Raw genomic sequence first — 14,324 nt, 5'->3', positions numbered from 1 at the left:
CTCCCATGTCCCTGCCCAGCAAACTGAAAAACCTCAACCTGTTCAACGATGGCGCCAGCTATCTCGGCCAGGTTGTCGAGGTGAAGCTGCCCACCCTGACCCGCAAGATGGAAGAGTTCCGCGCCGGCGGCATGGTCGGCCCAATCGATATCGACCTCGGCCAGGAGAAGATCGAACTGGAATGGAAGTGCGGCGGCCTGATGCGCGACGTGCTGCGCCAGTACGGCGCGGTGCGCCACAACGCCGTGCAGCTGCGCTTCGCTGGTGCCTACCAGCGCGAAGACAGCGCCGAGGTCGATTCGGTGGAAATCGTCGTCCGTGGTCGCCACACCGAGATCGACGCCGGTACCGGCAAGGTCGGCGACGACACCGAGTTCAGCACCAAGACCTCGGCCAGCTACTACAAGCTGAGCATCAACGGCCGCACGGAGATCGAAATCGACATGGTCGGCATGGTGTTCATCGTCAACGGCGTGGACTTGCTCGCCGCCCAGCGCCGCGCCATCGGCGCCTGATCCCCCAAGCGCCGAGCCGCTCCCAAGGCCCGGCCGCCCCCTTCCTGAGAGAGACGCACCATGACCGCCAAGACGAACACCGCCATCGCCCCGAACACCATCGCGCTCGACTATCCCATCCAGCGCGGCGAGCAGACCATCGACACCATCACGCTGCGCAAGCCCAATGCCGGCGAGCTGCGCGGCATCAAGCTGGTGGATCTGCTGCAGATGGACGTGGGCGCGGTGGCCACGCTGCTGCCACGCATCACCGAGCCGACCCTGACCGCTGCTGATGTGAACAAGCTGGACCCCGCCGACCTGGTCGCCATCGGCACCGCGACGGCAGGTTTTTTCTTGCCGAAGGCGCAGCAGGAATTCCTCGCTGTGTAGAGGATTACATGGCCGATATCGCGGTGATCTTTCCGTTCACGCTCACCGAACTATCGGCCCTTTCGCTGTCTGAACTGATCGAATGGCGCGAGCGCGCCCGTGTAAGAAGTGGAGCCGAGCCGTGATACCGTCCCCCCATGGTCACCGTGATCGCCATCGTTGTTGCGCTGCTCCTGCTCGGGTTCGTCCTCGCGCTGCTGGTGTGGGCCTTGAGCGCGCTCTGCCGTCTGCTGGCCACGTTCGCCCCCGATCCATCCGATACCACGCCGCCGTAGGTGGCGCGCCGGTTGTCGTCGCATGAGCGGCGGCAACCTTCGCCTGCAGGTAGTCCTGCAGGCACTCGATCAGGCCACAGCGCCCTTCCGCAAGGTCATGGCCGGCAGCAAGGGGCTGGCCGGCGCCCTGCAGGAGCAGCAGGCCACCCTGCGTCGACTGAACAACGCCCAGCGCGATGTGAGCGCGTATCGCCAGCAACAGCAGGCCATGCGGTCCACCCAGCAGCGCTATCAGGAGGCCCAGGTCCGCGTCGCCGCCCTGGCCCGGCAGATGGCCACCGCTGGCACACCGACCCGCAAACTCAGCCGTGAGTTTGCTCAGGCCAAGACCGCCGCCGCCCAGCTGAAGAACCAGCATCAGCAGCAGTCCGTGGAACTGCAGCGTCTGCGCTCTGGTCTGGATCGCGCAGGCATCAGCACGCGCCAGCTCGGCGCCCATGAGCGCAAGCTACGCACCGATATCGCTGCCGCCTCGCAGCAGATGGAACAACAGCGCACTCGCTTGGCCGCACTCGACGCCGCCAAGGCGCGTAGCCAGAAGATCCACAGCGCTGGCATGAGCGCAGCAGCCCACGGCGCTGGCGTCGCACTGGCCGCATTCGGTGCGCTGCGCGCCCAGGGTCTGCCCATCGCTCAGGCTATGGAGTTCGAGTCCGCCATGGCCGACGTCAAGAAGGTGGTCGACTTCGACACACCCGACGGCTTCGAGAAGATGGGCAACGATATTCAGGAACTGTCCCGGCGCCTGCCAATGGTGCCCACCGACATTGCCAAGATCGTCGCCGCTGCCGGTCAGGCCGGCATCGCCAGCAACGAGCTGACCCGCTTCGCCGAGGACGCGGCTAAGATGGGTGTGGCCTTCGACACCACCGCCGAAGACGCCGGCCAGACGATGGCCACCTGGCGCACCGCCTTCCGCATGGGCCAGGATGACGTTGTCGTGCTGGCCGACAAGATCAACTACCTGGGCAACACCGGTCCGGCTAGCGTCCAGAAGATCAGCGAGGTGGTGAACCGTATCGGTGCGCTCGGTGAGGTCGCCGGCCTGGGTAGCGGCCCGCTGGCGGCGCTGGGCGCCACGGTGGCCGGTATGGGCATCGAGTCGGAAGTGTCGGCCACGGGCATCAAGAACATGCTGCTCACCCTGTCCTCGGGCGAGGCGGCAACGGCCCGTCAGGTGGCATCGTTCGACAAGCTCGGCCTCAAGGCGGGCGACCTGGCCAAGGCGATGCAGGACGACGCCGGCGGCGCCATTCTCGACGTGCTGGAGAAGCTCAAGCAGCTGCCCAAGGCCGAGCAGGCCGCGACCATGACACAGCTGTTCGGGCGTGAGTCCATTGGCGCCATCGCCCCGCTGCTGACCAACCTGGACCTGCTGAAAGAGAACTTCGGCAAAGTGGCCGATGAGCAGAAGTACGGCGGCTCAATGAACGCTGAGTACGCCGCCCGCGTCGGCACCGCCGAGAACGGCCTGATCCTGCTCAAGAACAGCGCCATCGTGCTGTCACAGCGGATCGGCAAGACCCTGCTGCCCACGGTGAAGGAACTGGCCGCGCGCGTGGCCAAGGTCGCCGACCGCATGGCCGAGTGGGTCAAGAACAATCCGCAGTTGGTCGCCACCATCGCCAAACTGGTCATAGGGGGCACCGCCTTGGCCGTGGCGCTGGGTGGCCTGCTGGTCGCCGGAGGCGTGGGAGCGATGGCGCTGACGCAGATCCACAAGGCCGTGACGCTGCTCAGCGGTGGCGGTGGCCTGGGCAAGCTGGTGGGCCAGGTGCTCTCACTCGGTGGCCGCGCTTTCCCGATGCTATTCAACGTCGGCCGCATGCTGCTGCCGCTGCTCGGGGGCATCAGCCTGCCGGTGCTGGCCATCGGCGCCGCCATCGGCGTGGTGGCAGCGCTGGTGTGGAAATACTGGGAGCCGATCAAGGCGTTCATGATCGGGACGTGGCAGGGCATCCTCGACGTGGTCAATCCGATCATGGCCGAGCTGGCCACCGCGCTGGAACCACTCGGCCCGGTGTGGGACATGGTCTCCTCGGCGATGAGCCAGGCGTGGGGCTGGGTGATGAAACTGTTCGCCCCGTTCGAGGCCACCAGCGAGCAGCTGCAGGGCGCCACCAATGCCGGGCGCGGGTTCGGCCAGATCCTGGGCACCGTGCTGACCGTGAACCTGCGCATGGCGGTGAAGGCCATTGGCTGGCTGGTCAGCGCCTTTACCACCATCCTGCCGGTGGTCCAGAACGCTGTTGGCGGTGCGTGGACGTACCTGCAGGGCGCGTGGAATCTGATCGTGGGCCTGTTCACCGGCAACGGCGACAAGATCCGCTCTGGCCTGAGCGCGATGTGGGCGGGCGTCAATCAGATCCTGCTCGGGTGGCCCGCGCAGATGATGCAGGCCGGCATCGACATGGTGCAGGGACTGGTCAATGGCATCGTGTCCAAAGGCAGCGCGGCCATGGACGCCGTCGCCGGCGTCGCTTCGGGTGTGGTGGGCAAGTTCAAGGGCATGCTCGGTATCCACAGTCCGTCGCGCGTGTTCGCACAGTTCGGCGACTTCACCATGCAAGGTCTGGCCGGTGGCCTCGACCGCAGCCAAGGCGAGCCGCTGCAGCAGGTAACCAGCCTGGGCGACCGCATGAAGCAGGCCGGCGCAGGCATCGCGCTGGGCGCGGCTGCAATGCCCGTTATGGCCGGCGGCGCGCCGGTGATCGCCCCAAGTGCTGCAGCGGCCGCAGCGGGCGGCTCAGGCGCTTCCAGCTACACCATCAACATCACCGCGCCGTCAGGCACCGATGGCCAGGGCATTGCGGCCCTGGTGCGCGCCGAGATCGAGAAGATCGAGCGCGACAAGGCGGGCCGGCGCTCCTCCCGTCTGACTGACTGAGATCCATCGCCATGATGATGACCTACGGCACCTTTGTGTTTTCCCTGTCTACAGCTGCCTACGATCAGCTGCAGCGGCAAATGAGCTGGCGGCATGCCAGCAGCGAACGACTGCACGCGCGCCCTGCACGCCAGTATGTCGGCCTGGGCGAGGACACCATCAACCTGCAAGGCGTGATCGCGGGCGAATTGGCATCGAATCTGCACGTGCTGGATGATCTGCGCGCCCTGGCCGACGAAGGCAAACCGCAAGCGCTGGTTGAGGGCACGGGGCTGGTCTACGGCGCCTATGTACTGGTGGGCCTCAACGAGACACGCAAGGAGCTGTTCGCCGATGGCACGCCGCGCCTGATCGAGTTTCAGATGCAGCTCGAACGCGACGATGACGGCGCCGCCGCCGAGGTACCGGCATGAGGGCCCTTCCGTATCCCGTCCCGGCTTGGCGCGTGGTGCTCGATGGCGTGGACCTGACCAGCCGCCTTGCCCCGCGCCTGCTCGACCTGTCGCTGTCGGAGAGCCGTGGCGACGAAGCGGACCAGATCGACCTGCGCCTGCACGACCATGACGGACGCCTGGCGCTGCCGCGTCGCGGTGTGGAGCTGCAGGTGGCCATCGGCTGGGAGGGCAGCGGCCTGTTCGATAAGGGAACGTTCGTGGTCGATGACGTGGAGCACAGCGGGGCACCCGATATTCTGAGCATCCGTGCGCGTTCGGCGAACCTGACCGGTGCGGTGCGCAGCCGCCGCGAACGCAGCTGGCACGAAAGCACCCTGGGCGACATTCTCGGGGCGATTGCCGGCGAGCATTCCCTGCGGCTGGCGGTGGCCGCGGATCTGGCGCGCCAGCCCATTCCCCACCTCGACCAGGCCAATGAGAGCGATATCAACCTGCTCACCCGCCTGGGCAAGCGCTTCGACGCGGTGGCCACGATCAAGGCCGGCACACTGATCTTCTCGCCCATCGGCGCCGGCACCACGGCCAGCGGCGAGCCGCTGCCAGGCGTTCAGATCACCCGCGCCAGTGGTGACCAGCACCGCTACAGCGTCGCCGACCGGGAGAAGTACTCCGGCGTGCGCGCGTACTGGGGCGACCGCAAGGGCGCCCGTCGCACAGGCGTGCTGGTGGGCACCTCGGAGAATGAGAAGAAGCTGCAGGCCACCTATGCCAACGCCGACGAAGCGCGTCAGCAGGCCGAAGCGGAGTTCAAACGGCTGGATCGCGGTACGGCGCAACTGAGCTACACACTCGCGCTGGGCCGCGCCGATATCTACCCTGAGCAGACGGTCACCGTCAGCGGCTTCAAGCCGGAGATTGATGGCACCGACTGGCTGGTGTCCAAGGTCACGCACACCATCGACGGCGGCAGCGGTTTCAGATCCAGCCTCGAGCTTGAGCGTGGCGGCGAATCCAGCGCAGAACCCTCGGCTTCAGATACCGAGTGACTGCGCCCGCAATGAGGAAGAGCAGCGCGTGCGAGAGCGAACCACCGCATGCCGCTGCCATCACCGGTGATGGATAAGTTGCCTGCCAGATCGCCAGTGCGATCAATGCCGTAGACAAAGGGCGCCCCGTTTCCGTGGGCGCCCTTTCTGTTTCCACCTGCGCTACGCGCGGATGCTCCCCATGGGGGCATTGCATCTGTACGTCGCCGGTGAACACCTGGCCAATCACGGCCCCCTCGAACACGGTAGGGCCACTGCACACGCACGTTTCATGACCACGCTTCACCTCACCGCTACAACCCATATTCCCTCACATCAGATTCCGCGCCCTGCCGGCGCCCTGTACGGGCGATTTAGCGGCCTGAATGCGATGCGGGGTAAGCCTCAGCGGGCGGCTTTCTTTGATCCTTTCGGAGCCTTGACAACGACCTTTTGCCCGCGCAGATCCACATCGCCGCTGATCTGCTGGCCGATGCTGGTGTTCTCGAAGCTGGTCCGGGGCGCAGCTGTTGTCGCCGCCGGCGTAACACCGCGCAGCGCGGCCATCACGGCGGCGCGTGCCGAAGCCGACGCATTGCGCCAGGCATCAAGCAGATCCGCGTCGGCCTCGGCCAACCGCTCGCGGTTGCCGGTCAGCAAATACACGATATCCGCGCCGAGTTCGTAGGCAGCGGTCAGGTAAGCCGCGCTCGCTCCAACGCTGTCCATCTCGTAGAAGATCTGTGTGCGTTTGGTGACACCACACGCCACACCCATGGCCTCCTGGGTAAGGCCCAGACGCTTCCTTTCTTCTTTCAGCCTAAGACCCACACTCACGCTCAAACCTCCTTGACAGGTGAAATATGTTTCACCGAAGATAGTGAAAGATATTTCACTGCTCGCTTAACACGGGGAAACGGAATGACCGCCACACGACGCACGACTCAGCCCAAATTGCGTACGCCGGAGGAAGCCCGCCAGCACCTGCGCGACATGGGTATCACCGTGGTCGCATTTGCTCGGCAGAACAACCTCGACCGTCACGCGGTCAACGATGCGTTGCGGGGCGTTGGCAAAGGCAACTTCGGCAAATCGCATGAAGCGGCTATCGCGCTTGGCATCAAGCGCGATCCCAATTCTTGCACAGTTCCCGCCAATTCCCGTCAGTCGCCCGCAACACGTGACAAGAGCGGTAAAGCCTCGAAAAAGACCACCGCCGCCAAGAAGGCGCCCAAGGCTCGGAGCAAGGCATGAGTGCCGCCGTTGGCCAGCGCGCTGTGTTCTGCTGCCCAGCCTGCAATGCCCGGCTGGTGAAGCGCACAAGTGCGTTGCAACACCCGTTCCTGCGCACTGACGCATACGTCTGCCCGAACCCCATGTGTGGTGCTACCTACACCGGCAGTTCGGAACTGACCAACCTAGCCAGCCCCAGCGGCCTCCCCAGCGCTCCGGCCTGCGAACTGCCGCCAACACCGTGGTTTCAGCGGACGATGCTGCAAGCCCGCTGGAAGCAGGACCAGGGCGAACTGCAAACCGACTGGATAGACGACATCGAAGCGCGTTCACCGGACAGCGACGACCTGCCCGCCGTCTGATTCACCTTTCCCCTTCCACAACGAACTGACCTGGCGGCTGCGGCCGCCGGCTAGGGAGTGCTGTGCATGATGCGACACAAAACCCAGCGTGACGGATGGTCTACCGCCACTGCGCCGAACTTCGTCAGCAGCCCCAGCGGCGTTGAGTACGTTCCGTACACCGAGAAGGCCCGCAAAGCGGCCGAACTGCGCGCCCTGGTGGAAGCCCACATCGCCGCCGGTGGCGACTACCAGCAGCTGCCCTCTGCCGCCGCTGCACAGGTGTCCGCATGAACCGGTTCGCTGCTGAATGCCGTTCCCACACTTTCCCGCATTTCCCCTTGACTTCGCCGGGTAGGGAGAGCATTGTCTGCCGCAAGGAGCGTCGAAACTCCGAGGATACAGCGGCATCCGCGCCCGTCAGCATCGCGGTTTTTTTGCGCCTGCATAACGAGCGCACCGACGTTTTCTACGTCGGGAGGGCGGCAGCCATACAACACCCGCAAGGGGAAAGCTGCCCGCCGGTCTGTATCCCGGTTTCGAACCTCCCGACACCCTCGGTGCGACGCGTCGAAACGTCTCGCCGAGGCCATACCTCGGATACAGGAGACGTCTCCATGCCTCATGGCGCCCCTTCCACGCCCGGCAATCCTTCCGCGCGTCACATTTCCTTTGTCTTCGGCCTGATTGCCGACACCCTCGAATGGCCCAATGAGGCATATCAGGCGTTCATCACGCGCCTGCTCGCCCTCGGCGTGGCACCTCACGAAATCACCCTGAGCGACGTTATCGCCGCCTACACCGCTACCCGTGACGCCAACGGCGGCGCGCCTGGCACCGACGACAAGGCGGTGCACTGATGGCGGGTGCCTCCAACGTGGTGATCCCTGATGCCGCCGTGCGTCCGGTGATCGTGCTGGAAACTCAGGTGCCTGGCTTTGGCCTGCGCGCGTCCTTCGACCAACGCGGCGTGCTGTATCTGGCGTTGATACACATCGAATCGGACGCGGCCGCCACCGTCTCCGCGCACAAGTCCAAGGATGTGCAGCGCGCCGCCACCGAAGGCATCCAGACCGGAACCGTGGTCTATCTGCTCGCCAGGGGCGAAGCCGACCGGTTCTTCCAATGGCTGCGCACCGGCGACAGCTATCCGGGCGGGGTGAACTGATGGGAAGCCACAACGGCCACGTGCCGCCACACCGAAACCCGGCGCCGCCCCATGCCGACCCGAACGGGCACCTGATCAGCGCCGACGACCTGACGCGCCTCTGGCGTATCTCCTACGCCGTCGAGCTGATCGCCGTCCTGCCTGCGGAGGCGGCAAAGGTGCTGGGCATCACCGCCGACCACACCTCAGCCGTGGCCGAGTACATCACCGACGACCTGCGCGGAATCCTCGCCCGCTCCAAACCAGCAGACGAATAGCCCCACACCACCCCTGCGGCGCACCACCGTCGCCATGGGTAGCCAGGAGAGAACCATGCACGCCCTCGGGCCACCAGCCAGTACCCCGTAAACCGACCACACCCGCCCCGGCGGCGCACCACCGTCGCCGGGGATGCCAGGAGAGAACCATGCACCCCACCACCGACAGTTCCATTTCACAGGAGAGAACCATGCAACAAACAGAAGATCGCGCGACGCGAGCCGTCAACTTCATAAACTTCCACGGCCTGACGCTGATGGTGGTGGAGCACGAAGGTGTCGAGTACGTCGAGGCCAAGCCGCTGACCGACCTCGCCGGCATCGACTGGCGGGGTGCGCGCCGCGCCCTCCAAGAGGGTGATAGCGCCATTCTGTACGGCGCCACGCGCCTCGAACCACCCTCAATCGCCGGTTTGGGGGGACTTAAGTCCCCCCCGGAAGGCGTCCTATATCTCCGCCTCGACCGCTCCCGCATGTACATGGCACGCATCAGCACCGACCGTATGCGGGCAAACGGTAATGGGGACGCTGCTGACCAGGTTCTGGCGCTGCAGATCGAATGGGCGGGGGTACTTCACAGGTACGAAACCCAAGGCATCGCCATGAAGAACGGGCGGAACGGAATCCTGCGTGACCTGCTCGCACTGGCCAAGACCCGTGATGGCCTGAACGACCAACGCGAGCGAAGTGCATTCACCCACCTGCTGCACGAAGAGATGCGCGCAATAGGGCTTCCCATGGACAGCCTTGATGCCCCGCAAGGCAAGCTGCCCCTGAACGCCTGACGTACCACCCGCCCCGGCGGCGCACCACCGCCGCCGGGGATGCCAGGAGAGAACCATGCACCACCATCACGCCGCGTCTGCGGCTCGCCAAGGCTGAAACGGCATGCAGGAAGAAATCCGCCAGCAGGTTCTGTCGCGCATCGAGCGCGACTATGGCCTCAAGCATCGCAACGGCACGCCCTACATGCGCGGCGGCAAGTGCCCGCACTGCGGCAAGAAGGAGCTGTACACCAGCTTCCAGACACCGTGGGTGCTGCGCTGCGGCCGGCAGGCCAAGTGCGGGCAGGAAGTGCGTGTGCGCGACCTGTACGACGACCTGTTCGACGACTATTCCAAGTCCAACCCGCAGACGCCGCAGGCCCCGCACGCCGCCGCAGATGCGTATCTGGCCACGGGCCGTGGCTTCAATGTGAAGCCGCTGCAGGGCCTCTACACGCAAGAGGACTACTACGACCGCGCCAAGCGCCAGGGCACAGCCACCGTGCGATTCCCGCTGGTGAAGGGCGGCTGGTGGGAGCGTCTGATCGACCGCCCGCATCGCTTCGGCAAGATGAAGGCACGGTTCGCGCCTGGCGAGAGCTACGCTGGGGTGTGGTGGGGCGCCGCCGCGCTCGATCAGCTCCGTACTGCGCGCGAAGTGTGGATCGTGGAGGGCATCTTCGACGCTATCGCCCTGCTGCAACACGGGATCTGCGCCGTTGCCGCCATGTCGAGCAACGCCTATCCCGAACTCTCCCTCAAGGAACTGCGCGACGCGCGCCCGAACGATCTTCCGGTGCTGGTGTGGGCGCTGGACAACGAGCCCGGCGCACGTGGCTATACCGCCAAGCACATCCGCCGCGCCGAGAAGCTGGGCTACCGCTGTAAGGCGGCGCAGATTGAGCAGACGGGCGAGAAGAAGACCGATTGGAACGACCTGCACCTGCGCGCACAGGCTGCCGAAGATGGGGATAGCCAGTGGCAGGCCGATATCGACCTGGCGCTGCACAACGGCGCGCTGCTCTTGGCGCGTACTGCCATGGATAAGGGCCTCATCATGTATGAGCGCGAGAAAAACACCGAGTTCCACCTCGAACACAACTCGCGCCTGTACTGGTTCGAGTTCGACGCCCTGCGCTACGAGAAGCTGTGCCGCGAGCGCGCCGTAGACCGCGACCTGGCCAGCGAAGATGAACTGGAAGCCGAGGAGCTGTCCAAGATCCAGCGGGCGAGCGCCTCCATCCGCCAGATCGCCAACTGCTACCCCGAGGCCCTTTACTTCCAGAAGCACGACGCCACCGACGAGAGCTGGTACTTCTTCCGCGTGGACTTCCCCCACGATGCGCCCTCGGTAAAGGGCACGTTTACCGGCGCGCAGATCGCCAGCGCCACCGAGTTCAAGAAGCGCCTGCTGAGCCTTGCGCAGGGCGCATTGTTCAGCGGTACCGGCAAGCACCTGGACAGGGTGATGGACGCTCAGACGTTCGGCATCAAGGACGTGGCTACGGTCGATTTCGTCGGCTACAGCCCGGATCACAAGGCATACATCTTCGGCGACCTGGCCGTGCGCAATGGCGAAGTCACCATGGCTAACGCCGAGGATTACTTCGAGTTCCCCAAGCTGCGAATCAAGACCACGCAGCGGTCGATCCGCATGGACATTCAGCGCGACCACGAAGCCTATCGGACGGAATGGCTGCAGTGGCTGTGGACGTGCTTCGGCACGAACGGCATGGTGGCGCTCACGTTCTGGTTCGGCTCGCTGTTCGCCAACCAGATCCGCACCGCGCACAAGTCTTTTCCGTTCTTGGAGGCTACCGGCGAGGCCGGCGCAGGTAAAACCACGCTGCTGACGTTCCTGTGGAAGCTGCTGGCTCGCAGCGACTACGAAGGCTTCGACCCGGCCAAGTCATCCAAGGCGGGTCGCGCTCGCGCAATGGGCCAGACCTCGGGCATGCCGGTGGTGCTGTTGGAAGCTGACCGCGATGCGCCCGACAAGGCGCACGCCAAGTCCTTTGAATGGGACGAATTGAAGGACTATTACGGTGGCGGCACGCTAGCCACGCGTGGCGTGCGCAACGGCGGCAACGAGACCTACGAGCCGCCATTCCGGGGAACGATCGTCATCAGCCAGAATGCCGCCGTGGACGCCAGCGAAGCGATCATGACGCGTATCGTCAAGCTGCATTTCCGCAAGCCCAATGCCACCACCGAAAGCCGGTTGGCGGCAGACAACCTCAACGCGCTGCAGGTCGAGGATCTGAGCCACTTCCTCATCAAGGCGGTGCGGGCAGAGGCGCAGGTGATGGAGAAGTTCGGCGAGCGGGTGCGCTTCTACGAGGCCAAGCTGCGCGAGAACAAGGATCTGCGCATGGAACGCCTCATCAAGAACCACTCCCAGATGCTGGCTCTGCTGGATGGGCTTCGCCTGATCATCGACATTCCCGAAGATATGGTAACGGCCACGCGTAAGGCGCTGGTTGCCATGGCAATGGAACGCCAATCGGCCGTCAGCGCAGACCATCCCTTGGTCAATGAATTCTGGGAAGCCTACGAGTACCTGGAGAGCCTCGGCAATGGCGAGCGCCCCGTGGTCAATCACTCTCGGGACCCGCAGCGCATCGCCGTAAATCTCAACGACTTCATCGCCAAGGCAGCGCACCACAGCCAACCAGTGGCGGATCTGAAGTTGCTCCGTGCGTACCTGCGCGATTCCCGCCGCTACAAGCTGGTCGATACGAATCTGACGGTGAACAGCGCCATCAAGACCAACAGCACTGGCGGTGGCGTGGCAGTGCGTTGCTGGGTGTTCAAGAAATGACCGTCTCGAAGCACGTCACGGCACTGGACGCGTTCTGGCAGGTAGTCACCCAAGGGCTGGAATCGCGGGGCGTGGGAAATCACATAGGTGACTCCGATCACCTTGGCATTTGCATGCCGGAAATCAGGACAGAAGCACGCCGCCTGGGAGTCCAGCTGCCGGCGGGCAAAGCGCTTCTCGATGCCGTCCGCACTTGCCCTCGATTTGTTCGCATTTCAGCGGTTAGGAGCCGCATCCGACGCAGCACTGTGAGGTGCTGGGTTTTCAAGAAGTAAGCGCAACAGCGGTCCGGCGGGCAGAGCACCACCTCTGACCCCAAGGCCATCCACCAACGAAGTTCAGGAGAGAACCATGCACGACATGATCGGCAGTACCGACCACACCAAGGCATTTCCGCAGGATTCCGGCACCGGACCAGCGGCAAAGGCTAGCACGGCTGGGGGATTGTGTGGATTCGATGCGGCCCAAGACCGCGACTGTAGCGCCACCATCACGCTGCGGATCACCCACAACCAGGTGATCGCCACCGCCCAACTGGACATGGGCGGGCAGAAGGTCGCCCAGCGCGTGTTCGAGCGGCGGAAAGGCAGCTCAGCGGGATGGGTTCTGGCCAGGGGAAATGAACACTTCTCTGACGAGGCAGATTGGATCTCGGCCGAGCTGGCCGCATTCGCTGACCGGCTCCCCTTTCCGTTCGCGGTAGCCAACATGCTTCCGGGTGCAAAGGCCAGCTCCAAGGTGGTTGCCCAAGCCGCGCGGGAGGTGGCCAATGGCTGATTTCGTCGCCCTGCTGGTCATGTGCGTGCTGCTGCCGGTCGCCGGCGCCACCCTGCTCAAGATTTGGCAGACACGCCCTGCCCGCCGCCGGCACAGCGGCCTGGCCGTGGGCCAGATCCCGCAGGCGCTGCGCCGCCGCGCCCCCATGGCGGTGCGCCGCGCCGGAGGTGCCGCATGAGTGCGTGCGATTGCATGGACAAGATCGACCAGCGCTTGGCTGAGGCTGGTGCGAACACACGGCTTTCCCGTTCCTTCTTCCTGGGCGACGCCGTCAGCTCCACGGTAACCATCGCCACCAAGGCGGTGGAGAAGAAGCGCGGCCATTCGCCCTGGGCCGTAGCACCAACCTACTGCCCGTTCTGCGGTGTGAAGCTGTCTAGCGGGGTGGCCAATGGCTGACCTGGACAAGGCGCGTCAGTTCCTAGCTGCCGAGTTTGAGAGTGCCGGCCTGCCTCACGTCGCCGGCGGCATCCTGGCAGGCACCAGCCCCTTGGGCCAGGGCGCGTACATCGCAGCCGTTGCTGCAGCGCTAGCGGCGCCGTGCGCCGCCTGCAGCAACGTCAATGAGGCGAGCGACCATGACTAAAGTTGCTGCACCGGCATTTCGATATCACGGTGGAATGTTCAGGGTTTCGCCATGGGTGAACCAGCATCTGCCCGCACATCGCATCTATGTGGAGCCCTTCGGCGGCGCTGCGGGCGTCTTGCTTACCAAACCGCGCAGCGGCGTGGAGATCTACAACGACCTTGACGGCGAGGTGGTCGCATGACGCAACAGCAGAAGTCACCTCCGCGCACGCTCCCCGCATGCGCGGCGGGCCACAAAGCCAGGTACATCCATGATCTACGCCGTGAGGGCGCAGGCGGTGGCCACCTGATCGAATGCCGTTGCAGCACCACTGCAAAGCATCCGTCGTTCGACCTGGCGTGGGCACATTGGCACAAGCAACACGGCCTGCAGGTGGTGCAACCGGCGACGCCTCTGCCGGCGCCCGCACCCCAGCTGCAGCTGCGGCTGGTTGGGGGGACAGGTTAATGGCAGCGCCCGGAACGGCAGGTGGAGGTGGGTTCGGCACGTTCTGGATGCTGTTCGGCCAGTTCGGGGCAACCCTCACCGTTGAGCAGTTGCGTGACGCCTTTTTCCCGTCATCAACCATGAAGACCATGGCCAACAAGCACAGCGCGGGCCTTCTGCCACCCCGTATCGGGGAGGTCTACGACACCCGCGACGTAGCCGATTGGTGGGACGACCAACGAAAAGCACGCGCATCGTGAACCAACGAAAAAGCCGCCGAAAGGCGGCTTTCTTCGGAGTCTAACGCACACAGCCCGTGCCATTATTGTGCCAATGCCTTCACAACCCTTGTAGGGCATGGGTGTCGGTCCAGTCCATCATCGGGGCAACGGACAGGCGCAGGGAATCAGCGTAACGGGCGGTGGCGGACGTCATCGGGGTGTTGATCGTGGAGACTGGCATTGCCAGTGAGATCAATA

General features: G+C 64.6%; 21 protein-coding genes. 20 read left to right on the top strand and 1 reads right to left on the bottom strand.

The annotated features are described in order from the left end of the window. Positions 1–5 precede the first annotated feature (5 nt). Genes CKW06_RS01280 through CKW06_RS01255 form a run of 7 tightly spaced genes read left to right on the top strand, consistent with a single transcriptional unit; the run spans position 6 to position 5,490 of the window. Entirely contained in the window at positions 6–515 is a 510-nt protein-coding gene (locus tag CKW06_RS01280) for a phage major tail tube protein (RefSeq protein WP_024956192.1), read from the top strand. 60 nt (positions 516–575) lie between these two features. Continuing rightward, on the top strand, positions 576–887 hold the full coding sequence (locus CKW06_RS01275; RefSeq protein WP_024956193.1) for a phage tail assembly protein: 312 nt from the start codon (positions 576–578) through the stop codon (positions 885–887). An 8-nt stretch (positions 888–895) separates the two neighbouring features. Further along, on the top strand, positions 896–1,012 hold the full coding sequence (locus CKW06_RS01270; RefSeq protein ID WP_032963109.1) for a GpE family phage tail protein: 117 nt from the start codon (positions 896–898) through the stop codon (positions 1,010–1,012). Between the two features lie 12 nt (positions 1,013–1,024). Then, positions 1,025–1,162, top strand: coding sequence for a hypothetical protein (locus tag CKW06_RS23700; protein WP_169800875.1), 138 nt, complete (start codon positions 1,025–1,027; stop codon positions 1,160–1,162). A gap of 22 nt (positions 1,163–1,184) precedes the next feature. Beyond that, positions 1,185–4,049, top strand: coding sequence for a phage tail tape measure protein (locus tag CKW06_RS01265; RefSeq protein WP_024956194.1), 2,865 nt, complete (start codon positions 1,185–1,187; stop codon positions 4,047–4,049). Positions 4,050–4,060: 11 nt separating this feature from the next. Next, positions 4,061–4,462, top strand: a complete 402-nt coding sequence (locus CKW06_RS01260; RefSeq protein ID WP_024956195.1) for a phage tail protein — start codon at positions 4,061–4,063, stop codon at positions 4,460–4,462. Next, positions 4,459–5,490 carry a phage late control D family protein gene (locus CKW06_RS01255; protein WP_024956196.1) on the top strand — a complete coding sequence of 344 codons (1,032 nt, stop codon included), beginning with the start codon at positions 4,459–4,461 and terminating at the stop codon, positions 5,488–5,490. Before CKW06_RS01260 ends, CKW06_RS01255 begins: the two co-directional genes overlap by 4 nt. 384 nt (positions 5,491–5,874) lie before the next feature. Here the strand turns inward: CKW06_RS01255 and CKW06_RS01250 are convergent, their stop codons facing one another. Then, complete coding sequence (locus CKW06_RS01250) at positions 5,875–6,306, bottom strand: helix-turn-helix domain-containing protein (protein ID WP_024956197.1); 432 nt, start codon at positions 6,304–6,306, stop codon at positions 5,875–5,877. Positions 6,307–6,390: 84 nt separating this feature from the next. On the opposite strand from CKW06_RS01250, the gene CKW06_RS01245 reads away from it, so the two are divergent. From CKW06_RS01245 to CKW06_RS01175, 13 genes are all read left to right on the top strand, one after another. Continuing rightward, entirely contained in the window at positions 6,391–6,723 is a 333-nt protein-coding gene (locus CKW06_RS01245; RefSeq protein WP_076738385.1) for a DNA-binding protein, read from the top strand. Further along, a complete protein-coding gene (locus tag CKW06_RS01240) occupies positions 6,720–7,064 on the top strand; it encodes an ogr/Delta-like zinc finger family protein (RefSeq protein WP_032963111.1) in 345 nt (114 codons plus the stop codon). Before CKW06_RS01245 ends, CKW06_RS01240 begins: the two co-directional genes overlap by 4 nt. Before the next feature lie 66 nt (positions 7,065–7,130). Continuing rightward, entirely contained in the window at positions 7,131–7,337 is a 207-nt protein-coding gene (locus CKW06_RS01235) for a hypothetical protein (protein ID WP_024956198.1), read from the top strand. Then, positions 7,334–7,903, top strand: a complete 570-nt coding sequence (locus CKW06_RS23880) for a hypothetical protein (protein WP_231910854.1) — start codon at positions 7,334–7,336, stop codon at positions 7,901–7,903. The genes CKW06_RS01235 and CKW06_RS23880 overlap by 4 nt, the downstream gene beginning before the upstream one ends. Next, positions 7,903–8,211: a hypothetical protein gene (locus CKW06_RS01225; RefSeq protein ID WP_024956200.1), complete on the top strand. Its 309-nt coding sequence runs from the start codon at positions 7,903–7,905 to the stop codon at positions 8,209–8,211. Before CKW06_RS23880 ends, CKW06_RS01225 begins: the two co-directional genes overlap by 1 nt. Beyond that, positions 8,211–8,468: a hypothetical protein gene (locus CKW06_RS01220; RefSeq protein ID WP_024956201.1), complete on the top strand. Its 258-nt coding sequence runs from the start codon at positions 8,211–8,213 to the stop codon at positions 8,466–8,468. The genes CKW06_RS01225 and CKW06_RS01220 overlap by 1 nt, the downstream gene beginning before the upstream one ends. A 149-nt stretch (positions 8,469–8,617) precedes the next feature. Then, positions 8,618–9,253 (top strand): phage antirepressor N-terminal domain-containing protein, encoded by a 636-nt coding sequence (locus CKW06_RS01215; RefSeq protein WP_024956202.1) that lies wholly within the window; start codon positions 8,618–8,620, stop codon positions 9,251–9,253. 103 nt (positions 9,254–9,356) lie between these two features. Then, positions 9,357–12,053, top strand: a complete 2,697-nt coding sequence (locus tag CKW06_RS01210) for a toprim domain-containing protein (protein ID WP_024956203.1) — start codon at positions 9,357–9,359, stop codon at positions 12,051–12,053. 351 nt (positions 12,054–12,404) lie between these two features. Next, the gene (locus CKW06_RS01205) at positions 12,405–12,830 is read left to right on the top strand and encodes a hypothetical protein (RefSeq protein WP_024956204.1); all 426 of its coding nucleotides are present in this window, start codon (positions 12,405–12,407) and stop codon (positions 12,828–12,830) included. Beyond that, complete coding sequence (locus CKW06_RS01200) at positions 12,823–13,008, top strand: hypothetical protein (protein WP_024956205.1); 186 nt, start codon at positions 12,823–12,825, stop codon at positions 13,006–13,008. The genes CKW06_RS01205 and CKW06_RS01200 overlap by 8 nt, the downstream gene beginning before the upstream one ends. A gap of 14 nt (positions 13,009–13,022) precedes the next feature. After that, complete coding sequence (locus CKW06_RS01195; RefSeq protein WP_024956206.1) at positions 13,023–13,229, top strand: hypothetical protein; 207 nt, start codon at positions 13,023–13,025, stop codon at positions 13,227–13,229. A 179-nt stretch (positions 13,230–13,408) separates the two neighbouring features. Then, positions 13,409–13,600, top strand: coding sequence for a DNA adenine methylase (locus tag CKW06_RS01185; RefSeq protein ID WP_197697519.1), 192 nt, complete (start codon positions 13,409–13,411; stop codon positions 13,598–13,600). A gap of 265 nt (positions 13,601–13,865) precedes the next feature. Next, complete coding sequence (locus tag CKW06_RS01175; protein ID WP_024956208.1) at positions 13,866–14,105, top strand: hypothetical protein; 240 nt, start codon at positions 13,866–13,868, stop codon at positions 14,103–14,105. Positions 14,106–14,324 lie beyond the last annotated feature (219 nt).

Source organism: Stenotrophomonas maltophilia, from assembly GCF_900186865.1.
Classification (GTDB): Bacteria; Pseudomonadota; Gammaproteobacteria; order Xanthomonadales; family Xanthomonadaceae; genus Stenotrophomonas; species Stenotrophomonas maltophilia.
The sequence above is the reverse complement of the archived record's forward strand: the minus strand, read 5'-3'. Positions and strand labels throughout refer to the sequence as shown.